A 22605-nucleotide genomic window follows, 5' to 3' on the forward strand; every position below is an offset into this window, starting at 1 on the left:
CGCGGGATCCGGCAGCGAAGGCGGCGGCAGCCCGACTGACAGCCAGTCCTCTGGCGTGCATGCGGAAGCGCAAGAAGGCGAGCGCGAAGAGCTGAAAAGCGCTGGGCAGAAGGAGGAGCCTCCGATGCGGCGGTCGGCTGCAACAGCGATGATGGCGATTGGCGACGCGCAGTTCAGCATCGATCTGGCTGACAACGAGACGGCGGCGGCCTTCGCGGCAACGCTCCCCATGGAAGCGGAGATGTCCGAGCTGAACGGCAACGAGAAGTACGTCTACCTCGATGCGGCATTACCTGCGAGTCCGGCAAGTCCGGGCGCCATAGAGGCGGGCGACGTGATGCTCTATGGCGACAACTGTCTCGTTGTGTTCTACGAGCCGCATCAGACCGCGTACTCCTATACGAGGATCGGCAGAGTCTCCGACGCGTCGGGCTTGGCTGCTGCGGTTGGAAGCGAATCGGTAAGCGCAAGATTCACGCTGGCCTGATGCAATGGCAACCAGGCTAGGCAGAGCCCGCGGAAAAGGATGAGAGACGGTTGCGCAGGTTTCCCCTGCCCAGATCCACGGGGATGATGCCTGGCGGGCTTTCGCGCCTCTAGCTCTAGAGCTTGTGCTTGCCGAGCTCGTCGAAGGGGGCCTATGAAGCGCTCGACGGAGCACGGCGCAGCCTTATAATGGTGGCTGGCAGATAATAGCGTCACAAGGGAAGGAAGAGATGGTAGCCATGGCAATCAAGCAGACCGCAGGGCGCGAGCAGCTGGGGGATTTCGCGCCTGAGTTCGCGCGCCTGAACGACGACGTCTTGTTCGGCGAGGTGTGGAACCGGCAGGACAGGCTCTCCCTCCGCGACCGCAGCCTGGTGACCGTGGTGTCGCTCATGGCGCAGGGCCTCGTTGACCCGTCTTTCGAGTATCACCTGATCAGCGCCAAGAACAACGGCATCACGAAATCCGAGATAGCCGAGATACTCACCCATGCCGCCTTCTACGCCGGTTGGCCCAAGGCATGGGCCGCCTTCCGCATGGCTGCGAAGGTCTGGGCCGAAGAGCCTGCGGACGAAGAGGGCGGACGTGCCGCCCATGAGCGCACCTGCATCTTCCCCGTCGGCGAGCCCAATGCGGCGTATGCCCAGTATTTCGTCGGGAACAGCTACCTCGCGCCCATCTCCACGGAGCAGGTGGCGTTCTTCAACGTGACCTTCGAGCCGGGGTGCCGCAACAACTGGCATGTCCATCATGCGAGCGAGGGCGGCGGGCAGATGCTCGTCTGCGTCGCTGGTCGCGGCTGGTACCAGGAATGGGGGAAGCCTGCCCAGAAGATGCTGCCGGGCGACGTCATCCACATCCCTGCGAACGTGAAGCACTGGCACGGCGCGGCTGCTGACAGCTGGTTCTCGCACCTGGCCTTCGAGATCGAGGGGGCTGACGCGTCCAACGAGTGGCTCGAGCCGGTAGGCGAAGCTGACTACGAAAACCTCTGAGGAAGCCTCTGAGAAAACCTCTGCGAAAGCCTCAAGGGAGGTGACGCCGCTGCGCCCTTTCCTCGTCCCTTTCGCGATTGCCGCAGAATCGGGCTTTGCGGGCGAAGCCCGACTTTGTCCTTCGACGCTGAAAATGATCGCATGTGCCGGGTTCCTTTGCCCCTCCATGAATAGTAAGATTTGGAGCGGCTTGTTCTCAAGCGCATGCGCTGTTCGTAATCTTTGTCGCAAAGGACGCGTGGAGGTCAGCTCAGGTGGCGTTTTTCGAGGTAAGAGGGCTCACGGTATCCTATAGGCGAAACGGCATCCCGTTCGAGCCTTTCAACGGCATCAGCTTCGAGCTTTCAGAGGGGCAGGTCGCAGACCTCGTGGGCCCTTCGGGGTCGGGCAAGTCGAGCCTGCTCTGCGCTTGCGCGCGCCTCCTTCCCAGGGCGAGCGGCGCCCTTTCGCTCAAGGGGGTTGACGCGGGCTCGCTCTCGCCGGAGGAGTGGCGAAGGCGCGTCTGCTACGTGCCGCAGAAGCCCACCGTTATCCCCGGCACCGTGCGCGACAACCTCCTGCTGCCCTGGAGCCTGCGGGTCCGCCGAAGCGACGACCCGCCCAGTGACGAGGCGCTTCGCTCGCTCATGGGCGAAGCCTCCCTCGGCGACGTGGGCCTCGACCGGGATGCTGCGCAGCTGTCGGGCGGCGAGCTCGCCCGGGTCGCGCTCCTGCGCGCCTTCGCGACCAAGCCGGACGTCCTCTTGCTCGACGAGGTCGACGCCGCGCTCGACGACGGCACGGCGCGGTCGGTTTCCCGCCTCACGCGCAGGCTGGTTCGCGACAGCACGACGTGCCTGCGCATCCGCCACAGGCCCCCTGATGGCGCGGCCGACAGGACGCTGAAGTTGGAGCGCGGCAAGATCACTCAGCTCGACCACGTGGAAGAGGGGGCGTAAGGTGGACGCAGGCGTCATCGACATCGGGTATCTGGAGCTCTTCGGAGCCGCGGCCTTCATGCTCGTGGCGGCCGTCGTCGCGTGGTCGCTCAGGCTCAGGCAGACCAAGGCCATCGTGGTCGCCACCGCCCGCTGCTTCCTGCAGCTTCTGGCGATGGGGCTGCTCCTCGTCTACCTGTTCAAGTACCAGTCGTGGTGGCTCGTCTGCCTCGTGCTCGTGGGGATGGCGCTTGCCGCCACGCAGATCGCCATGGGGCGCGTGAAGGGCAAGGCGCTGCGCATCTGGCCGGAGGTGTTCGGCTCGATCTTCCTGTCGTCGATGATCGTGGCGTTCACCGTGGTCGAGGCCATCGTCCACGCCTCGCCCTGGTATGACGCGCGCGTGCTCGTGCCGATATCGGGAATGGTGCTCGGCAACACCCTGAGCGCGACCGCCGTGGCGATCGACCGGCTCTTCTCGGACATGGACGCGCGCTCCGACGAGATCATGGCGTATCTGGCGCTCGGCTCCACGCCGAGGGAGGCGGCGTTCCCCTCGATCCGCTCGGCGATAGGGTCGGGCCTCACCCCCGCCCTCGCCACCATGTCGGCAGCGGGGATCGTCCAGATCCCCGGCATGATGTCCGGGCAGGTGCTTGCCGGCGCCGACCCCATGATCGCGGCGAAGTACCAGATCGTCGTCTTGCTCATGATCTCTGCGGCCACGACCTTGGCCATCGTCGCGATCTGCTTCACCACCTATCGCAAGCGCTTCACGCCAGACGGGTGCTTCCTCTCTCCCGCGCTGCGCGACGAGCAGTAGCTTTCGCTACGCTTGGGGCTCTGCGGTCTTGCGGATGGGGATCTGGACCTCGGTCAGCCACTCGGATACGTCGTCCTTGTTCCAGATGCCGTCGATGTAGCTCGTGCGGGGGTCGCCGGCGACCTCGTATCCGTTCTGCTCGACCCATTCGAGCGCGTGGGCGAACGCAGGCCCCATGTCCTCGTAGGGACCCTGGTGCATCACCGACGCCACGTCGAGCGCGGGCGCCACCATGAAGCGGATCCCGTCGAAGTCGTCCTTCAGCTCGGTCACGGCCTCGCAGTAGAGGATGTGGTTGTCCGTCTCGCGCCACTCGCGGTCGAGGTTCACCGTGTAGCAGTACTTGGGCGTGGCGCACCTGAGGTCGGGATACTTCGCGCGCAGCTTCTCGCCGAGCGCCGGCATCTCCCTGAAGTAGTCCGCGAACGTGCGCATCGTGTACTCCTTGCAGTAGATGATCTGCTCGGGGATGTGCTTCACCGTCGTCGTGTATGGCATGGTGCCCTCCTTGTTCTCCTTCAGAATGAACTGGACGCGAGAGAGCATGGCCTGCCGCTCGGCGATCTCCTGCTCGAGCTCCGTGGCGTGACGCTGCAGTATCTCCTCCGCATCGCCTCCGGATGCGATGCGGGCGACCTGGCCGATGGGAAGCCCCGCCTGGCGAAGCGACTGGATGCGGTGCAGGTCCACGAGCTGCGCCGCGTCGTAGAGCCGGTAGCCTGTGAACCGGTCCACCGCGCGCGGCTTCAGAAGCCCCACCTCGTCGTAGTAGCGCAGCGTCTTCACCGTGGTCATGGCCATCTTCGAGAACTCGCCGATGCGGAACATGCCTTGCCTTTCTCTCGCGATGCCACCAGTCTCATCCCTCCCGCAACGGGAGAGTCAAGGAGCGTTTTTTAATTATCTCTTATTCGTGCGGAGCGGCGGCGGCCGGCGACGAGGCGCGCCGGCCGCCGGGCTTTTCCCTACAGCCTTCTCAGCACGATGCCGATGCTGTTCAGCAGCCTGCCCGCGCCGGCCTCCATCGAGGCGCGGTCGCCGGCGGCGTACTCGTTGTCGCAGGCGAGCCAATCCGCCCACGCCTCATCATGGCAGCTCAAGGGGGCTATGCGCTCGATGCGCACGCCGCGCGTGGACTCGATCATGGCGCGCCACCAGTCCATGTCATGCATGTACTCCAGCTGCTCGGGCGTCCAGCTCAGCAGCAGCTCAGGAGGCAGGTTGTCGTGGCAGTCTCGCACCATGCCGGGGATGGCGAAGTACAGAAGCCCGCCGCGCTTGACGTGCGGCAGGAGCTTCTCGCCCAGGTACGCGGAGTCGCGGCCGAAGTAGTTGTAGGAGTCGATGCTGACGACTGCGTCGAAGAACTCCGTGGCGAAGGGCAGCCCCTGCGAGGCGTCGGCCTTGACGGGGCAGATCTGCCGGTTGGACAGCCCCATCTCCTCGAAGAAGCGCATGTTCTCGCCGGGGTCGCTCCACAGGTCGACGGCATAGGTGGCAAAGCCGTACTCGCGGGCCAGCATGCACGAGGTGATGCCCGTGCCCGAGCCGAGGTCGAGCACCACGGCGCCTTGCGGGATCTCATGCTCGCGAAGGAGCTCCTCGCAGAGCTTCAGGGGGTTGGGGCCCATGATCTTGGACTTGACGACGCTTGGAGGGAACGTCCCTGATTTGGGGAAGTGGTTCATCGTTGTCTCTTTCTGTAGTTTCGAATGAATGGAGTCGAATGAGGCGAACACCAACCATGCGGCCTGACGGCCGTTCTCGATAAGAGCTATTCGGTTGGCGTTCTTCTACAGAACAATGACCAAAAAGACATCCCCTTGAAGGACTTGGTTTTACAACGGCCCTATTCTACGGCGGGACGCGGCGGTTTTCAAGGGCGCGCTGCGTCTTGGGTCAGCTTTCGCGCCTGCGCCGCCACGTTCAGAATCTTTTCTGAAACGTGCTACACTGACCACATGGCAAGCGCGGCGAAGGAAGGTGCACCATGCCCATTACGCGAACCTCATCCGACCTACAGCGAAACATCAGCGAAGTGTATGAGCTGTGCGAGCAGCATGACCAGCCCGTCTACATCACGCGCAACGGCCATGCCGACCTCGTTGTCATGAGCGCCCGCGCCTACGAGCGGCAGGCCCTTTTGAGCCGGCAGGTATACGAGTACGAGATGGAGCTGCGCGACCGCGCCAACCGCGCCTACGAGGACATGAAGGCCGGGAGAGAGAAGTCGCTCAAGCAGATCAACCGCGAGATGGGTCTGGCATGAGCGCCAGCGACGAAGGTCACGGCAACGGTGCGGGTTGTGTCGGCGGCGCGGGTTGCGGAAGCGGCGAAGGCTGCGCCAGCGAAGAGATTCGCGGTAACGGTGAGGAGCCTCCCTACGAGGTGAGGCTCTCCGAAGCCGCCGAAGTCGCGTATCGAGATCTCGCCCCGAGCGCCGCCTTCCCGAAGCTCAGGAAGATGCTCGACCTTCTTGACACCGTTCCTGAAATCGGGCGAATCTACGACCCTGACTATCCGGCTGCGCTTCCTGATATGAAGATGCGCGTCACCTATGCGGGGCGTTACGGCATCTACTACGTAGTCGAGGAGCGCCTTCGGCTGGTGCGCGTGCTGTTCATAGAGGATCAGCGTCGCGACCCGCTCAATCGCTTCTACGGCATATATCCCTACGAAGAAGAGTAGAGTGCTCGGCAAGGGAATTTTTCGCAGCACGCCCCTGGAGTATCTTGATTTGCCAGTTGAGGTGATAAGCTGGGCGGCGCAGAGAGCCGACAAAGCCTGGATATTGGATGAAAAGCCGACAGAGACGCGGTCCTGCGTGTGCGGCCGCGTCTCTGTACGCGGATCGCAACTTAAGGTTGTAGCCCGCTCAGCCGCAGTCCACTAGCCAATCGGACCGTAGTAAACGACTGGCTTGATGCAGTCCCGGTTGGCCCCATTCATCATATGTAAGGCTTCCTCAGTGCTCTCGATGCCCTCGAGGCGATGTGTAACCAACTTTTCGGGCGAAAAGCGTCCCAGCTCTACCAAGGTAAGGAGCCGCTCCAAGATCTCGCGGTTGACGTCGACCAGCACGCTCTTGAACGTTTTGTCCATGAGGAATCCGTAGTAAGCCAAAGGCTTCGCCTCCTCTCCCATGAAGCTTGCGAGGTTGATGACGGTTCCGTTCTTCTTGGTCATGAACAGGCCCTGGTTGATCGTGCTGGAGTCCTTGCCGCCGCATACGATGGCGCTGTCGACAGGACCATCGTTAGCTGTGACCACTTGCTGTACGATATCGCCATCACGGTAGGAGATGAAGTCGGTTGCCCCGTATTCCTTGGCGATATCGAAGCACAGCTGGCGCGATCCTATGGCATAAATTCGACCTGCGCCCGCAAGCGCTGCGGCTGCAACCGCCATGAGGCCGATCGCTCCGATGCCGATTACGGCAACTGAATCACCGAATCTGATGTTGGCGTTGCGAATGCCCTCGAAAGAGGTTGAGGCCATGTCCGTCAGCATGACTGCTTGCTCCCAGGTGATGGACTCGGGGATCTTCGCTAAGTTCATGTCAGCGTCAAATACGAAGTACTTCTCTGCGAATGCTCCCTGCTGCCAGTTTTCAGCCTTGCCGTAGACGGTCATGTTGTGAGCTCGGGCGTATCCCGCCTGGGCTTCCTTGGTTCGGAAATTATTGATAGCTGCGCCAACAGCCACTCGGTCACCTATCTTGAAGTCCTTAACCTCAGATCCAACCTCCACGACATAGCCGCAGGTCTCATGGCCTATGGCTTTGCCCAGGCACCCGGGTACGGCATGGGGGTTCTCTATGATATGGGTATCGGACGTGCACGGTGCTACGATGTGGGGCTTGATGATTGCGTCATACGGCCCGCATTTTGGCTCAGGAAGGTTGTCTCCCATCTCAACCCGTCCCTTTTCAACGAGAACCAGTCCCTTCATCTTTGCTCCCTCGCTTTCTTTGAGTACGCTGACCAAGCAGGCTTGGACCTTTTTGGGCCCCTGCCTTTGTCTAGGTGATCATCGAGCCACGTTGGTTACTTTTCGATGAGCTCGACCATGTATCCGTCGGGATCGAAGACGTAGGAGAAGCGATATCCGCTCGAACCGCACAGGGGGATATCGATCTCAGTACCAGCATCGACGACCTTCTGATATGCCTCGTCAATGTTGTCGTAAAGAAGAGCGACGTGGCTCGACCAGAAGTCTTCGTGCTTGACCTTGCCCTCCATCCTGCGCTGTTCAATGTTGAAGAACTGGAACAGCTCGACGCACTCAAGGCCGTCTTCTGCGGCCAGAAGCACGATGCGCATCTTTGACTCCTCGTCGCGGGTGAGGCTTTTCGCGGGAATCACTCCGAAGTCCTTGGAAACGCGAAGTCCCAAGACGTTGCAGTAGAAGTCAATTGATCGGTCCATGTCGATGACGCAAATTGAGGTATGTCCGGTGTATGCTGCCATGCATTTCTCCTCTCTCTATTTTCTCGCGTGTACGCGGCTTATTGCGACCGTCATGCTGCGCTAGCTTTGGTGGAGTGCGGGTCAGCTTGGCGATCGCCATCATTTAACCAAACGTCGGAGATCTCAATTGTGGTGTTAAGCGCAATTGCGTGTCCGCATTCTAGGCGACTCCGCCGATGGTCCAGATGGGCCGCAATTCGCGTGATGTTGCTCGCCTGCCGTGTTTGTCGGTGAGGAGCTGATCTCCGGGAGCGTGGCTATCGGACACGATGCGCTCGCGTCGCAGGAGCGGGATCTCACAGTTTCCGAGGATTCTTTAGACCGAAAGGAAGCCGCCGCCCGTGACGTAAGCCTGGCCCGTAGCGAAGGGATGCTCGTCGGACAGCAGGAAGAGGGTCATGCGAGCGTTCTCTTCCGCGTTGGAAAGTCGGCCCATAGGGATCTGGCTGCAAGCCGTTTTTTGGAAGGCCGACTCCATAGAATAGCGCAGTTTCGTTCGGCTTTGGCCGCAGGGGATTAATCCTTCGAATGGTGTGACCGACCACAGTTCATCGATCGGACGGCAAGTATATTCCTTTGCAACGGACGAACTGGCATGGGCACTGATGCCAGGTTCTCCGCGAGAACGAGAGGCAGGAAATGGCAGGAGGAGAATATGACGAACAAATGGGCTCCTGAAGAGGGCCAGCTCGAGCGCGTAACAGCCAAAATCGTCGAGCGTCATGCTGAAGACGAGATCTTCACCGGCGTATGCTCGAAGAACGGCTGCTGGGACGTTTGCCTGCTCAAGGGACATGTCGGCAAAGACGGCAAGGTCAACGCCGTTGAGACCGACAACTCCATTCATCCCAACTGTGGTCGCGAGGACGAGTACTGCGACTTCGACGATTTCGTGAAGGGCATGTATCAGAAGCGTGCCTGCACGCGTGGCCGCCTGATTCGCTCCGACGTCGAGTCCCCGACCCGCATCACGCAGCCAATGCGTCGCGTCGGGCCCAAAGGTCCTGGCGCTACCTTCGAGCCGATCAGCTGGGATGAGGCTCTCGATGAGATTGCGCGTATGTACTCTGAGACTCGCGAGAAGTACGGCCCTCTTTCCGTTTATTGCGACGGCATGATGGGCAAGTCCTGGGACCCGTGGGGAAGCTGGCTTCCCGGTGGCTCCGTTGCGTGTTGGGGCGAGGACTCCTACGAGTCTACAAACTTCGCCGATGACATCATGTACGGCCACAGCGCTGACTGGATCGACCAAGTTGACGGCATCGCCGAGGTGCAGACTTTTTTCGATTCCAAGCTGATGATCCTGTTCGGTCTGGATACCGCCAATAACTTCACCGAGCGCACCTACTACCAACTGCTTGCGAAGGAGAAGGGCATCCCCATCATCTACATCGACCCGCGTTTTTCCTGGACCGCTCAGGCTATTGCGACCCAGTGGATTCCAATCAAGCCGGGTACCGACATCGCGCTCATCTTTGCAATGACCTATGTTCTCATCGAGGAAGATCTCGTTGATCATGAGTTCATCGAGAAGTTCGTTGAGCCTGAGGGCTACCGCAAGTACGTCGACATGATCATGGGGAACGAGCCCGAGTGGTATTGCCAGGGCATGGCTTCCATGGAAGAGCCGAAGACCCCCGAATGGGCCGAGCAGATCTGCGGCATTCCCGCTGAGACTATTCGCGAGCTTGCTCGCCTTTATGGCAAGACCAGCCAGGAAGGCCCTGTATACATTCGCATGATTTGGGCAGCCACCCGTGCCATCTACGGAAAGGACACGGCACGTGCGTTCAACGTCTTGCAGACGATTTGTGGCAATTTCGGCAAGAAGGGTTGCGCGGGTAACGGCACTGGCTTCGGCCGTCGCAAGGGTACTCATGCTCCCTATTCGTTGATGTACGTGGCAAACGGTACCGGCCCCTACGGCGAGACCATCTGCATGGAGGCCGAGGCCTATAACAAGGCCGTCCTGCTTCACCCGAAGATGGAAGCTGGCGAGATCACCAAGGAAGAGTACTGCTACGAAATCGGTTGCTCTGCCACTGGCCCTATGCCCAACATTCACATGATTTGCGACATTCCGTCAAATCGCAATCTTGCTGCTGGCTGGTACGGTGTCAACGAGCGCCTCGAAGCACTCAAACAGGTCGATTATTTCGTGTACATGCACTGGAATCTGAAGAATGCCACCTGCTGCTATGCTGACATCGTGTTGCCGCAGACCAGCTCCTCCATGGAGTCCCCGTGGAACAGCCTTGTGTACAACCTCAGCCTCTGCAACGGCATCAACCCCGGTACCCACAATCACTTCATCTTGGGCGACGGCAGGAGTAAGGCTCCCGAGAACACCCGCTACACCTGGTGGATCGTCAAGGAGATTGCTGTCCGTCTCGGCATCGCCGATGAGTTCTGCCCCAACATCAAGGACATGGACAACGACGAGCTTGAAGAGTACATCATCAAGGATGCAAGTCGTATTGCATATGAGGCATGGTGCGGATACAGCCCCAATGCCAAGAACGCACCGTCTTGGGAAGAGTTCATGGCTCAGGATGAGCAGATTTTCCGCTGGCCCATGGACGACTACTTCGTATACGGCATGGACCACATCCAGAACGGCAAGCCCTTCAACACCAGGTCGGGCAAGATCGAGTACTACAACGAGTTCATCGCCGATCATGATATGCGCAAAGCAAAGATCGGCGCATCCCAGCGCCAGCTCGGCTGCAACGACATCAAGGCACTGCCGTTCTACCGCAAGTCGCCACAGGGTATGCAGTCCCCGCGCACGAAGCAGTTCCCGCTGTACATGATTACCCCGCACTCTCCCTATCGTCAGCACACCGCTTTCGACCATAGCGACTGGGTGAGAGACGAGCATCGTGCATCCATATGGTTGTCAGTCGCAGACGCTAAGTCCCGCGGCATTAAAGATGGCGATCCTGTGCGCGTGCACAGTGATTGCGGCGAGGTCCAGGTTACTGCTTACGTCACGTCCCGTGTGACCCCAGGCGTAACCGTTCTGCCCTTTGGCCGTTGGTACGAGCCGAACGGCATCAAAACTGAGCTCATGCCCGACGGAATCGATACGCGCGGAGACTGTAATTTTCTGATCTCCGACGACCATTATGGTGATGTGAAAGGCTCCATCCTGTGCAACGCCCTCGTCCAGGTCGAGAAGCTTGCTCCTGCAGCCCTCATCGCCAACGCCAGCCAGTTTATCCAGGGAGGGGAGTAAACTATGACCCAGTATGGATTCTTCTTCGACCAGAGTCGCTGCACTAATTGCCATGCGTGCGCGATCGCCTGCCGCGATTGGAACGACATCAAGGGTGGCAGCCCTGTCAAGTTTCTTCGCATGATGCAGTGGGAGAAGGGCGCTTTCCCGAACCTGCGCATGCACGTTCTGTTCGCTACGTGCTACCACTGTGAGGTGCCGGTGTGCGCCGATGCCTGCGAGCACAAGGCCATCTTTAAAGAGGACAAGTACGGTGCGGTTTTAGTGGATCCCGACCTTTGCGAAGGTGATCGTAACTGTTGGAAGGCCTGCCCTTATGGAGCTCCCGCTTATGAGGACGATGCGCCTGGCACCCCCATGCAGAAGTGCACCATGTGCTATGACAAGCTGGAGATTGGCGAGCTTCCCATTTGCGTCTCCTCCTGCCCGCAGCGCGCCCTTGACTTCGGTCCTCTCGAGGAGATGATCGAGCGTTACGGCGACTGCCGCGCTCTTGAGGATATGCCCTCTGGCGACGCAGTAAAGCCAGCTGCTGTGTTTAAACCCATGCATGAGCACAAGCAGGTCGTTCCCTACGATGCCGACCGTGCGCTCGGGCTGTTGGCAAACCGCGGCGAATACCTTGATCCGGTTTTTGACTGCGCCGAGGATGCGACCGAGGTTTATGAGGGCCTCGTTGGTTACAGCAAGCTGGTGATGAAGGCCTCCACCGTGACGGAGACGCTGGCTCGTTCGAAGAACGAAGAGGGTTAGGATTGACGAGCTTTACGCCTTATTGAACCTCGACGTGAGCTTATAGCCCAAGGCTCTTGGCGTGAGCCGGGGTGCTCACCTGATGCGACGCCCTGCCTTCGCGGGGCGTCGCATGGTTATTGAGGAGCTTGCAGCATGGTCGTACCAAAACTCAAACAGTCCTTTGCCGCCGAGGTTGTAACGCTTTGGGAAGAGCATTGCGATCCAGCGGGAAGACTCTTCTTCATTCTAAACACCTTGCAGGAACGCCATCGTTACATTCCTGCAGAGGCCATTGAAGAACTGGCCCAAATAATGGGTTCTGATTTTGGCGAGATTGAGGACTTCGTTCGGTTTTTCGATGTGTACTCGCTTTCGAAATTGGGGGAGTGTGTTATCGAGGTGTGTGACGGTACGGCCTGCCACGCTTGCGGATCAGACCGACTTCTGCGCAAGTTCGAATCTATTCTCGGGATTCCCGAAGGGGAAACGACTCCTGATGGACGTATCAGCCTCAAGCGAGTACACTGCGTTGGATCATGCTCTTCCGCCCCCGTCGTAGTCATGGGAGAGGAGTCTTTTGGCAGGGTGAGGGTGTCGCGCGTAGGCGACATCGTGGAGAAGGCGGTGGGGCGTGATGGAGCTTAGGATTGTCGAAGAGCTGGAGAAAAAGGGCTCGCGGCAGCTGGAGTCATACCCGCGCGTTGCTGTCGGTATGGGTACATGCGGCATCGCCGCCGGTTCGCAAGCTGTCTGCCAAGCTTTTTCGGAAGCCCTCGATGCATGCGAGGATGTGAGGCTTGACGAGGTGGGTTGCCGCGGAACATGCTGGGCTGAGCCCCTTGTCGAAGTGCACATGGCAAAGGGATCCTCCGTTTTGTTGGGCTCGATGACGCCGTTCAAGGCAAAGAGGCTTGCGGCGAACCTGCAAGCCTGCAAGGGCTCGGAGCTGAGTATTGAAAAGGTGAGCAAGGGTCTCTCGTCTTGCGTCCTTGATTATTCCGACATCGACGCCTATCAAACACGCGTTCTCCTTGCCGACTGCGGAAAGGTCGACCCGCTATCGTTGCCGCAGTACTGCGCCATCGGGGGATTCGCCGCCTTTGAGAGGGCTCTGCTCAAGAAAGACCCAACCGCCCTCATCGGGGAGCTTGAGCGATCGGACTTGCGCGGTCGTGGCGGCGCAGGCTTTTCCACGGGAGCGAAATGGCGCGCAGTTGCCGAGGCGAGCGCAAGGCGAGGGGAAAGCCCTGTGGTCATCGTCAATGCTGATGAGGGCGATCCCGGTGCCTACATGGACCGCAACCTGCTGGAAAGCCTCCCTTTTCGCGTTCTCGAGGGAGCCATGCTCGCCCTCGTTGCGCTGGGCGCAAGCCAAGCATACGTTTTTATTCGCAAGGAATACCCACTCGCATGCTCGATCTTGCGCAAGGCGGTTTCTGCTCTCGAAAACGCAGGGCTTTTGGGTGATGACGTGCTGGGGTCGGGAAGATCCTTGCGCATAGGCATCATTCAAAGCGCAGGTTCCTACGTGTGTGGCGAGGAGACATCCCTCATCGCAGCCATCGAGGGTCGCGTGCCCCGTCCGCGCAAGCGTCCGCCATACCCTTCGGAGCAAGGTCTCTGGGGGCTTCCCACCTTGGTGGGAAATGTCGAAACTTTCGCGAATGTTTCGCTTGTGTTCCTGCGGGGCGCCGAGTGGTTTTCGTCGATTGGCGCTTGGGGTAATTCGGGAACTAAAGTGTTTTCTCTCACGGGAGACGCCATGCGTGTTGGTTTGGTCGAGGTAGAGCTCGGTACGCCCGTCTCTCGCGTCGTAGACGAAATAGGCCGAGCGGAAAACGTAAAGGCGGTTCAAATCGGAGGTCCTTCGGGTGCCTTCCTGCCCAATTGGAAGCTCGACGTGCTACTCGAGTATGAGAGCCTTGCCGAGGCCGGCGCCGTCATGGGATCGGGCGGGCTCGTCGTGCTTGGAGAAGATCGATGCATGGTCGAGCTAACCCGATACCTTGCAGACTTTTCCGCAAAAGCTTCGTGCGGCCGCTGCTTGGCATGCAGGGACGGCTTGCGCGAGTGTGCCGCCCTTCTCGAAAAGCTGACAGAAGGAAGCATCGCTGCGGATGCTTTGTCTGAAGTTGCGACCTTGATTCAGCGTATAGAAAAGGGATCTCTTTGCAATCTGGGCAAGTTCTCTATTAGACCCATTGCTTCCGCTTTGGTGTACTTTGAAGACGAGTTCGTCGAGCATGGGGCAGGGCTTTGCAGAGGCCGTGCATGTCGAGACCTCATTCGGTTGGAGATCGACAAGGCGAAATGCCAAGGCGAACGATGCTGTCTGCAGACATGCCCGGGTACGGCGATCAAAGGTAGATTCGGAAAGCCCGGAACCATAGATCAAGACCTGTGCCTTAAGTGCTTTACGTGCATTGACGTGTGCCCCTACAACGCGGTTGTCATTATTGGTCGATGATTGCCGCGATACTACTCTTCTGGGCCTGTGTTGGGAAACAGCCAGGTGGGGTAGGGAACCAGGTCGTTGTGACGCTTTGCGTCATGGTAGTCGGGGGAAAGCACCACCGCACGATAGCGCAGTTTGATTCGGCCGTCCTTCTCGAGTTTTTTGAGGGCGTGTGTTACCGACGTGCGTTCGGAATTGATCAGCTGCGCGATGTCATTATGCGTGAGCTCGACGAGGAAACCCTCGTCAGTCTGAGGGCACAGCCAGGCGATGTTGAGGAACAAGCGGTGGATTCTCTCCTTGAGAGACGTTGTCGAGAGCATCCAGATCTGCCTGTTCATGACGTTGTAGTTGAAATTGGTGGAGTTGATCAGGCTTATCGTGAACTGAGGGTTTTCCTGCGCTGCTTTAAGGATCCTTGCGGCGGGGATCTTGCATATGTCGCATGGCGTGTAAGCCGTCAGGAGATACTCCGCATGGTGATTTTGAGCGAAAGGCTCAGTCTCTCCAAGCGCACATCCCCGACCAAATATGCCCATCGTGACGTTCTTGCCGTCTTTCTCGATGGTTGACATAGCCAGTAGGCCACTTAATATGACATAGGTGTTTTTGCGGTCGGACGAGTCACGGTAGAGAAAGTCGCCGCGCTTGACATGGATGATTTTGCTGCAGGACGTATTCGCCTTCTGATCGCTAAGGCATAGGTCAGCCAAGTGACACTTGAATAAAATCGGACAAAAAGATCCATTGTGATCTTCCATCGCCGCCCCCACTCTTTATTGGCTTGATTCAGCCTATACGGATGTAGGTATTGTAATTGTGGTGATGCACACAATGTTGAGTTGCTCCGATTCGATACGAGTCGGAATAATGCCGTTATTAGCGCTAGGTCGAAGCAGCCGCTCAAAGGACCGACTGTGGAACATGCGTGATAGGCAGGTGGTTTGGCTCTGACGCGGCGCAAGGCGGCATCGGCAACTCCGCGACGGGTTCGCCGGAAGCGCCTCACCTCGCCTCGCCCTCCGCGCCCGCCATGCGCTGGCCTGCCCAGGCAATTCCACGATCAGCCCATCCTCTTTGATGCGCGCATCGCAACCGTGCTAGACTGCTCAAGTGACTTCCGTTTGTCTTGATTCATCGCCGTGGAGGTTCTCGTTTTCCGGCAACTCGGCTTTCCTGGTCCGCGAGCTTATGGAGGGGTGTCCATGCGCGTTGAGACGTTGGCGTTGTTTCTTTCCGTAGCCCAGTATCGGTCCATCTCCCATGCGGCTCGCCAGCATTACATCTCCCAGCAAGGCGCCTCGGCCGCCATCAAGGGCCTTGAGGCGGAGCTGGAGGTTGCGCTGTTCGACCGCACGCCGACGGGGCTTCAGCTTACGGGCGCGGGCCAGGCCATTGCCAAGGAGGTCCAAGCTCTCCTCGACGCCTATCGACGGGTGCAGGTGGCGGCGGCGCTGGGGGACCAGAGGTGGGAGGGCGAGCAGCTCACCGTCGTGTCCATGCCCTTCGTCACCAACCGCCTGGATGCGATGTTCTCCGAGTACGACTCCATGGCGGTCGGTCCTCGGCTGCGCATCGTGGAGCAGAGCCTGCTCGAGATCGCCCGCATGTACGCCCAAGACGAATCGGGCGCGTTGTTCCTGGTGGCGCTTCCCTCGTTTGCGGAGGGCATCGACCGGCGGGTGGTGGACGATTTCAGCCCGTTGGTGGAGTGCGAGCTCATGGTGGCGTGCGCTGCCTCCCACCCCCTCGCCAGCCGGGGGTGCGCGACGCCCGAAGACCTGGGCTCCATGCCGATTGCCTGCTATTGCGAGGAGTTCCTCATGCGCATCCTCACCCACATCATGGCGGGAGGCCACCCCAACATCCAGCTGCTGACGTCTAACCTCGCCATGATCGGGCGAGCCGTTGCTTCCGGCGAGATGATAACGTTCACCGACTCGCTCTCGACGTTCCTCGACCGTCCGGATCCCAACACCGTGGTGCGGCCCATTCGCCCGGAGGTCCTGTTCCGGGTGGGGATGCTGGGAGTTGCCGACGAAAGCGGGCCGGCGGCGCGCTTCGCTCGGTTCATGCGGCAGTATCTGAGCCTGTCCTGCTCAACCTACCTCGAGCGTCACGGGACGGCGTCGGCGCTCGCGGCGGACGCGTCAGGTGGGGAGGAGAATTCGTGAAGGCGTTTCGCTACGTAATCGACCAGGGGATATGCCGCGCGTGCGGGTCGTGCGCGAAGGCGTGCCCCGCCGGCGCGGTCCTTCGGAACGCGGATCGGAGCTTCGAGATAGACCAGGCGCTCTGCGATCGCTGCGGCGCGTGCGTCCAGGCGTGCAAGCTGCGGGCGATCGTGAAGAGGCGCGGCCTCTTCCGCTAGGAATTCCTCTAAGGGCGGCTTTGCCTGGCGCGCAGCGCGCGGTCTCAGGCTCGCCTGCGTCTGCCGAGGCCATCCCATACAACATTTCCTTGTGGGGCCAACCGCTGCTCGTTGTTTGTCGCCGATTCTCGTCCCCTCGATAATGCTCGTCAAGGGCATTTCGACGAGAGGAGGACGGATGGGCTCGGTAATCCCATTGCCCGACGGGGGCAAACTGGTGAAGACCAACTGCTTCGAATGCCATGCCAAATGCGGGGTCCTGTGCGAGGTGAACAAGGACGGGGAGCTTGTGAGCGTGAAGGGCAACCCCGAAGACCCGCGAAGCGAGGGGAGGCTGTGCAGCAAAGGCCTGTCGGCGAAGAAGATTCTCTACGATCCGGAGCGCTTGCGCTGGCCGCTGAGGCGCAAGGGCGAGCGCGGCGCAGGAGACTGGGAGCGGATCACCTGGGACGAGGCGCTTGACTGGCTGGAGGGGCGCATCCGCGCCATCACCGACGAGCACGGCGCCGAGGCGATAGCCTTCGGCCAGGGCACCGGCCGCGGCACGAACCAGTGGACGGCCCGCATGGGCAATGCGGGCGGGCGCGTGCACCACAGCCTGGCCCCGGGCAACATCTGCCTGGTGCCCATGATGGTGCAGTCCATCGTGCAGCTGGGGTGCTTCCCCATCTTCGACGGCTGCGACTTCGACCACGCCGACTGCATCGTGTTCTGGGGAGCCAACTCGGTGTGGACCGAGGCCACCTACAGCTCGGGGCAGATCGGCCGCTCGCGCGACCGCGGCGCCAAGCTCATCGTCATCGACCCGTTCTTCGAGCACCCGCTGGCTGCGAAAGCCGACCACTTCCTTGGCGTGCGCCCGGGGGCGGACACCTATGTCGCCATGGCGTGGCTCAACGTGATCATCAGCGAGGACCTGTACGACCACGAGTTCACCCGGAAGCACACCAACGCCCCCATGCTGCTCATCGACGGGCCGGACGTGCCCCTCAACGGCCAGCTCATCGACCCTGAGGGCAATCCCCAGAGCATGCTCGTGTTCGACAGGGCCAGCGGGCAGCTGGTGGACACCCATGTCAAGGGCGTTGACGAGGACATGGAGTACCGCGGCATGGTGACGCTTGCCGACGGAAGCGAAGTGCCGGTGAAGACCGTCTGGGCGGCTCTCAAGGACCTGGTCGCCGAGTGGACGCCCGAGCGGGCGAGCGAGATGAGCTGGGTGCCGGCTGACGTCATTCGCGAGTCCGCGCGCACCTACGCCAACGCGCCTGCTGCCACCATCAACGTGTTCCAGGGCGTGGAGGAGCAGACCAACTGCCGCGACACCATCCAGCTGATCCTCATGATCATAGCCATCTGCGGCAACTTGGAGAAGAAGGGCGGAAACCTGAGCATGCCCTTCTGGAACCAGATGTTCGCGCTGTCCGGCCCCAGCCCCGAGACGGCGGTCGAGCTCCGCATGGTTGACGAGCGGGCGCCGGGGTACCTGAACGGCTCGGGCAACACCAACATGATCTTCAACGCCATGCTGACCGACGAGCCGTATCCCGTGCGCGGGTACATCATGGTCCAAGGCAACCCGCTCTCCTGGTCGGAGGACACGAAGTTCGTTCGCCGCGCCCTCATGAGCCTGGATCTGCTCGTGTGCATGGACTACTACATGTCGCCTACCTGCGAGCTGGCTGACCTGGTCCTGCCCTCCACGCACTGGACCGAGCGCGACTACCTGGCCGACGAGGTGTGCAGCGAGTGGGTGTTCGCCCAGCAGAAGGCCGTGGAGCCGCTTTACGAGCGCAAAAGCGACGTGTGGTTCTTCCGCACGCTGGGGCATCGGCTGAATCCCGAGTGGTGGCCGTGGGAGACTGACGAGGAGCTGTTCGACTGGCAGCTTGAGCAGACGCACGCGGGCATCACCTGGGATGCGCTCAAGGAGCAGTGGATCCATCATCTGCCCATGATGCCGTCGCGCCATTTCGAGGAGAACGGCTTCGCCACGCCGTCGGGCCGTGCTGAGCTGTACTGCGTGGCTGAGCTGGCCGTGGGGGCGGGCCCCTTCCCGAAGGCAAGCGAGCCGAAGGAGAGCCCGTATGCCACGCCTGAGGTCGCCAAGGAGTACCCGCTGATCGGCGTGACCGGCCGACGCTATCCGGTGTACTACCACTCCGCCTACCGCGGCATTCCGCACCTGCGGGAGATCGTGCCCGAGCCCCAGGTCATGTTCCATACCTCCGTCGCCCGCGAGCTGGGTGTCGAGTACGGCGAATGGGTGTGGATCGAGTCGCCGACCGGCCGCATCACCATGAAGGCGCGGCCGACCGACGGCGTGGACCCGCGCGTGTGCGTGATCCCCCATGGCTGGTGGCAGGGCTGCGCGGCGATCGGGGCGGAGGCGTATCCCGACGACATGTGCAACGTGAACGTCATCACCGGAGCGCGCACCTACAACGACGAGTTCATGACGCCTGGCCTGCGCAGTACGCTGTGCCGTATCGTGAAGAAGGAGGGCGGTGAGTAGCTATGTCCGATAAACGCTATGGAATGGTCATTGACCTTGACAAATGCACGGGATGCCAGGCATGCGCGGTGGCCTGCAAGATGGAGAACGACGTAGACCTGGGCGTGTTCTGGGAGCGCGTCTACCGCATGGGGCCCATCGGCGAGTTCCCTGACAAGCTGGAGATGTTCTACTTCCCGAACCAGTGCATGCACTGCGAGAACCCCAGCTGCATCGACGTGTGTCCCACGAAGGCGACCTATCAGACCGACGAGGGCGTCGTGCTGGTGGATGCGAGCTTGTGCTTCGGCTGCCAGTACTGCATCTGGGCCTGCCCCTACGAGGCTCGCACGCTGAATCCCCATACCAAGATCGTGGAGAAGTGCATCCTGTGCGTCCACCGCTTGGAGAAGGGCGAGCAGCCCCTGTGCGCCTACACCTGCACGACGGGATGCCGCGTGGCGGGGGACTTGGGCGATCCGGAAAGCCAGGTGTCCCAGGTCCTCGCGCAGAACGAGGATCGAGCCTATCGGGTGCACCCTGAGTTCGGCAACAAGCCCTCGGTCGTGTACCTCCTGCCTCGGAAGGGAGCTGAGACGCTATGCAAATCCATTGGCCGCTAATCGTGTCAACTACGTGCCAGCGCGTGGGCTTGGGCCTGTTCATCTGCGCGTTCCTTGGCTTCGTCTGCGTGGGGTCCCCCGTTGGCCTCTCCGTGGTAGCGTGGATCACGCTGGTCTTGCTGGCGGTGGGGGGCGTCGCCTCCGTCTTCCACCTGCAGCGCCCGAAGCGCTTCTTCAACGCCTTCAAGAACCCGAAGTCGCACCTCACCCAGGAGGCGATCGTCACGCCGTTTCTGGGGGCTGCCCTCTTGGCCTGCGGGCTTGACGGCGTGCTGTATGACCTGGGCGAAGCGAGCCTTCTCGCAGGCGCCGTCGCCGCCGCCCTGGCCGCGGCGTTCCTCGTCTGCACCGGCTTGGCCTACCAGATGGGCTCGCGTCCGGCTTGGAACACGCCCTTCGTGCTGGTGCTGTTCCTGCTCACGGCGCTCTCGGCGGGCACCATCGGCGTGGTGGTGCTGTGGCTCGTCTCGGTGGGATTGGTCCCCGTCGTCTTCGTGTGGGCGGCCGTCGCGTCGACCGCCGTCTGCGTTGCGTGCCAGATCGCTTACGTGGCGCGCATGCGCTCGGTCGGCTACGGGGTGAACGTCGAGGCCACGAAGGAGCCCTATCGGCCTTACTTCATCGCATGGGTCGTTATGGGGGCCGCCGTCCCGCTGACCATGCTGCTCTCGCTCTTCATCATCCCCTTGGCCCCCGTGATCTCGTGCGTCATCGCATGGTTGAGCTGCGCGTGCGGCATTGCCGCCTGGACCATGCTGTTCTTCAGGGGCGCTCACAAGGTGAAGATGTTCCCCATGTATCCAGTTGACCTGAATCTCGACATGTAGGAATCGCCGCAACTGCGGGCTCTGCGAGGGGACGGCGCGGCCTTTTCGCCCTTCCCCTCGCCCTTGAAGACAACTCTCCTCGAAAGAAGGAATCTTATGGCAGAGAAGAAGTTCTATGGTTGGAAGGTCGTGGTGGTAACCGCAGTGCTGTACGCCCTGCTGGGAAACTTCGGCCTGGCCGCAGCGCAGATCACCATTCCCGTCATGGCGCTGGACCCCACGGTGGGAATGGATCGCACCATGATAGGCATCGGGTTCACGGTGTTCATCCTCATGCAGGGTCTGCCCGGGCCGCTCATCGGCAAGTTCGTCGAGAAGTACGGGGCTAAGAACGCGTTTCTCGCCAGCTCGGTCCTCATCATAGCCACGGGCATCCTGCTCGGGCTCTTCGCCGGAGCCTCCACCGCCGCGTACATCGTGCTGTTCGGCGTGCTGCTCAGCTTCTCGAGCACGCTTGGCGGCCAGGTGGCGACGCAGACCACCATCGGCAGCTGGTTCGTCATGAAGCGCGGCCTGGCCATGGCGGTGACCATGGGCCTGGGAGGCGTGGTCGCGTTCTCGTTCCCGCTCATCACCAACGCCGCCATAGGCGAGGCGGGGAACTGGCCCATGGGCTTCTTCCTCATCTCCGTCATGGGCGCCGTGTCGCTCGTCGTGGCGTTCTTGCTCATGCGCAACAAGCCTGCTGACATGGGCCAGAACCCCGACGGGATGACCGACGCGCAGCTGCAGGAGGCAACGGCCGCCGCGGGAGACGCCCCGGCTGATGCGGGCGCAGCTGCGAAGAAGGGCGGCGTGTTCAAGAACGCGCAGTCCATGACGCAGGGCCAGGCGTTTCGCACCCCGGCGTTCTGGCTCATCCTGACTGCGGCGCTCTCCATCTTCGTGGCGCTGAACATGGCCGTGTCTTCCGGAGTGCTGCATTTCAGCGGGCTGGGCATCGACGCCACGGTCATCGCCGGCGCCGTGGCCGTGCAGGGGATCGCGGCCGTCGCGGTGAACCTGGTCATCGCGCCTCTGGCCGACCGTATCGAGCCCGCCCGCATCCTGGGCGTCTGCGCCGGCCTCACCGCCGCCGGCGCCCTGTGCGCGGCGTTCGCGCAGCCGGGCGACGTGGTCATGCTGTACCTGTACTACATCCTGTTGGGCCTCGGGTTCGGGGGGAACACCAGCGTCATGCCCACGGCGTTTGCCAACTACTTCGGCATCGCCAACTTCCCGAAGATCATCGGCACGGTGCTGCTTCTGCTCTCGCTGCTCTCGGGGCTCGTGCCCACCATCGCCGGCATCGCGTTTGACGCGACGGGCACGTATGTGACCATGTTCGCGGTCATCGCCGCCATCTGCGCCGTCGGCGCGCTGGCAGGCTTCCTCGTTCGCTTTCCCAAGCGCGTCTAGCCAAGACGCCTGAGGGCACATGAAGGGGAGGGGCGGGCGCCTTGCCGGGCGCCCGCCCTGTCGTCTGCCTTCCGAGCATTGCTTCTCGCGAAAGGCGTCGTATTCGCGCCAAGATGACCTCGGAGGAACGGCGGGCGGCTTTTGGCCGGGCGGGGGCTGCGGAAAACCCTGGACGGCGGGAGCTGCATCGTTGATCTTGGGTGGGCGAGCTGGCGTGCCGTCGAACCGGCGTGCCGTCGGGGTATAATCACCTCACGTTCTGGGGAGGCTGACATGCTCAGAGTTCAAGGGAAATATCTGCTGACCATCGCTTCCGCGGTGTGGTTTCTCGCTGGGCTGAACATCCTTCGCCTGGGAGTCTCGGCTTGCCTGGAGGGGAGCACCCCGACCTGGGTCATGGCGGCGGGCATCCCGCTCATCTTCCTGGTATTTCACCTGATGTTCTCGAAGCTCGTCGGCAAGCACTCCGACCGCATCCGCGGCTACGGTGAGGAGAGGACGCACGTCCTGAGGTTCTTCGACGTGAAGGGATACGTCATCATGGCCGTCATGATGGGCGGCGGAATCTCGATGCGCGCCTTCGGGCTGGTTCCGACGTGGTTCGTCGCCTTCTTCTACACGGGGCTGGGAATCGCCCTCGCGCTTGCCGGCATCGGGTTCATGATTCACTTCGCGAAGCGCGGCGGCTACGTCGTGTGTCCCGTCACGAAGAAGACGCGGCTGGCGTAGGCTGCGAGGCGGGGCGGGGCCTGCTGGATTTCGCCCTGGCTTTCG

General features: G+C 61.2%; 23 protein-coding genes. 17 read left to right on the forward strand and 6 right to left on the reverse strand.

The window, feature by feature from the left end; genetic code table 11:
* Positions 1–124 precede the first annotated feature (124 nt).
* The 4 genes from HRL41_RS00740 to fetB all read left to right on the forward strand — a co-directional run bounded on the left by HRL41_RS00740 (position 125) and on the right by fetB (position 3221).
* Positions 125–487, forward strand: coding sequence for a cyclophilin-like fold protein (locus HRL41_RS00740; RefSeq protein ID WP_172135066.1), 363 nt, complete (start codon positions 125–127; stop codon positions 485–487).
* A 238-nt stretch (positions 488–725) separates the two neighbouring features.
* Positions 726–1481, forward strand: coding sequence for a carboxymuconolactone decarboxylase family protein (locus tag HRL41_RS12040; protein WP_172135067.1), 756 nt, complete (start codon positions 726–728; stop codon positions 1479–1481).
* A 254-nt stretch (positions 1482–1735) separates the two neighbouring features.
* Entirely contained in the window at positions 1736–2419 is a 684-nt protein-coding gene (locus HRL41_RS00750; RefSeq protein WP_172135068.1) for an ATP-binding cassette domain-containing protein, read from the forward strand.
* A 1-nt stretch (position 2420) separates the two neighbouring features.
* Entirely contained in the window at positions 2421–3221 is an 801-nt protein-coding gene (gene fetB / locus HRL41_RS00755; protein ID WP_172135069.1) for an iron export ABC transporter permease subunit FetB, read from the forward strand.
* A 6-nt stretch (positions 3222–3227) separates the two neighbouring features.
* Here the strand turns inward: fetB and HRL41_RS00760 are convergent, their stop codons facing one another.
* Both HRL41_RS00760 and HRL41_RS00765 read right to left on the reverse strand, forming a co-directional pair.
* Complete coding sequence (locus HRL41_RS00760; RefSeq protein WP_172135070.1) at positions 3228–4049, reverse strand: MerR family transcriptional regulator; 822 nt, start codon at positions 4047–4049, stop codon at positions 3228–3230.
* Positions 4050–4186: 137 nt separating this feature from the next.
* Entirely contained in the window at positions 4187–4909 is a 723-nt protein-coding gene (locus HRL41_RS00765; protein ID WP_172135071.1) for a cyclopropane-fatty-acyl-phospholipid synthase family protein, read from the reverse strand.
* Positions 4910–5211: 302 nt separating this feature from the next.
* On the opposite strand from HRL41_RS00765, the gene HRL41_RS00770 reads away from it, so the two are divergent.
* Positions 5212–5490 carry a type II toxin-antitoxin system Phd/YefM family antitoxin gene (locus HRL41_RS00770; protein WP_172135072.1) on the forward strand — a complete coding sequence of 93 codons (279 nt, stop codon included), beginning with the start codon at positions 5212–5214 and terminating at the stop codon, positions 5488–5490.
* Positions 5487–5909 (forward strand): hypothetical protein, encoded by a 423-nt coding sequence (locus HRL41_RS00775; protein ID WP_172135073.1) that lies wholly within the window; start codon positions 5487–5489, stop codon positions 5907–5909. Before HRL41_RS00770 ends, HRL41_RS00775 begins: the two co-directional genes overlap by 4 nt.
* Positions 5910–6110: 201 nt before the next feature.
* Here the strand turns inward: HRL41_RS00775 and HRL41_RS00780 are convergent, their stop codons facing one another.
* The 3 genes from HRL41_RS00780 to HRL41_RS12365 all read right to left on the reverse strand — a co-directional run bounded on the left by HRL41_RS00780 (position 6111) and on the right by HRL41_RS12365 (position 8414).
* Positions 6111–7208, reverse strand: coding sequence for an alcohol dehydrogenase catalytic domain-containing protein (locus tag HRL41_RS00780; protein WP_172135074.1), 1098 nt, complete (start codon positions 7206–7208; stop codon positions 6111–6113).
* A gap of 59 nt (positions 7209–7267) precedes the next feature.
* Entirely contained in the window at positions 7268–7690 is a 423-nt protein-coding gene (locus HRL41_RS00785) for a VOC family protein (RefSeq protein ID WP_172135075.1), read from the reverse strand.
* A 316-nt stretch (positions 7691–8006) separates the two neighbouring features.
* A complete protein-coding gene (locus HRL41_RS12365; protein ID WP_371808773.1) occupies positions 8007–8414 on the reverse strand; it encodes an SDR family oxidoreductase in 408 nt (135 codons plus the stop codon).
* Between HRL41_RS12365 and HRL41_RS00795 the strand changes: the two genes are divergently transcribed.
* The 4 genes from HRL41_RS00795 to HRL41_RS00810 all read left to right on the forward strand — a co-directional run bounded on the left by HRL41_RS00795 (position 8346) and on the right by HRL41_RS00810 (position 14130).
* Entirely contained in the window at positions 8346–10928 is a 2583-nt protein-coding gene (locus HRL41_RS00795; RefSeq protein ID WP_172135077.1) for a molybdopterin-dependent oxidoreductase, read from the forward strand. The two genes, HRL41_RS12365 and HRL41_RS00795, sit on opposite strands and share 69 nt — an antisense overlap.
* Positions 10929–10931: 3 nt before the next feature.
* On the forward strand, positions 10932–11681 hold the full coding sequence (locus HRL41_RS00800) for a 4Fe-4S dicluster domain-containing protein (RefSeq protein WP_172135078.1): 750 nt from the start codon (positions 10932–10934) through the stop codon (positions 11679–11681).
* A 135-nt stretch (positions 11682–11816) separates the two neighbouring features.
* Entirely contained in the window at positions 11817–12308 is a 492-nt protein-coding gene (locus HRL41_RS00805) for an NAD(P)H-dependent oxidoreductase subunit E (protein ID WP_172135079.1), read from the forward strand.
* Positions 12298–14130: an NADH-ubiquinone oxidoreductase-F iron-sulfur binding region domain-containing protein gene (locus HRL41_RS00810; protein WP_172135080.1), complete on the forward strand. Its 1833-nt coding sequence runs from the start codon at positions 12298–12300 to the stop codon at positions 14128–14130. Before HRL41_RS00805 ends, HRL41_RS00810 begins: the two co-directional genes overlap by 11 nt.
* 11 nt (positions 14131–14141) lie before the next feature.
* Here the strand turns inward: HRL41_RS00810 and HRL41_RS00815 are convergent, their stop codons facing one another.
* Complete coding sequence (locus HRL41_RS00815; RefSeq protein ID WP_172135081.1) at positions 14142–14879, reverse strand: Crp/Fnr family transcriptional regulator; 738 nt, start codon at positions 14877–14879, stop codon at positions 14142–14144.
* Positions 14880–15323: 444 nt separating this feature from the next.
* On the opposite strand from HRL41_RS00815, the gene HRL41_RS00820 reads away from it, so the two are divergent.
* From HRL41_RS00820 to HRL41_RS00850, 7 genes are all read left to right on the forward strand, one after another.
* Positions 15324–16292 carry a LysR family transcriptional regulator gene (locus tag HRL41_RS00820; RefSeq protein ID WP_172135082.1) on the forward strand — a complete coding sequence of 323 codons (969 nt, stop codon included), beginning with the start codon at positions 15324–15326 and terminating at the stop codon, positions 16290–16292.
* The gene (locus HRL41_RS00825) at positions 16289–16489 is read left to right on the forward strand and encodes a 4Fe-4S binding protein (protein ID WP_172135083.1); all 201 of its coding nucleotides are present in this window, start codon (positions 16289–16291) and stop codon (positions 16487–16489) included. Before HRL41_RS00820 ends, HRL41_RS00825 begins: the two co-directional genes overlap by 4 nt.
* Before the next feature lie 178 nt (positions 16490–16667).
* Positions 16668–19004, forward strand: a complete 2337-nt coding sequence (locus tag HRL41_RS00830; RefSeq protein WP_172135084.1) for a molybdopterin-dependent oxidoreductase — start codon at positions 16668–16670, stop codon at positions 19002–19004.
* Between the two features lie 2 nt (positions 19005–19006).
* A complete protein-coding gene (locus tag HRL41_RS00835; RefSeq protein WP_172135085.1) occupies positions 19007–19606 on the forward strand; it encodes a 4Fe-4S dicluster domain-containing protein in 600 nt (199 codons plus the stop codon).
* Positions 19585–20433 (forward strand): DmsC/YnfH family molybdoenzyme membrane anchor subunit, encoded by an 849-nt coding sequence (locus HRL41_RS00840; protein WP_172135086.1) that lies wholly within the window; start codon positions 19585–19587, stop codon positions 20431–20433. Before HRL41_RS00835 ends, HRL41_RS00840 begins: the two co-directional genes overlap by 22 nt.
* Before the next feature lie 96 nt (positions 20434–20529).
* The gene (locus HRL41_RS00845; protein ID WP_172135087.1) at positions 20530–21831 is read left to right on the forward strand and encodes an MFS transporter; all 1302 of its coding nucleotides are present in this window, start codon (positions 20530–20532) and stop codon (positions 21829–21831) included.
* Positions 21832–22104: 273 nt separating this feature from the next.
* The gene (locus HRL41_RS00850; RefSeq protein WP_172135088.1) at positions 22105–22560 is read left to right on the forward strand and encodes a hypothetical protein; all 456 of its coding nucleotides are present in this window, start codon (positions 22105–22107) and stop codon (positions 22558–22560) included.
* The last annotated feature ends 45 nt before the right edge of the window (positions 22561–22605 follow it).

This window comes from Adlercreutzia sp. ZJ473, from assembly GCF_013185065.1.
GTDB lineage: Bacteria > Actinomycetota > Coriobacteriia > Coriobacteriales > Eggerthellaceae > CAAEEV01.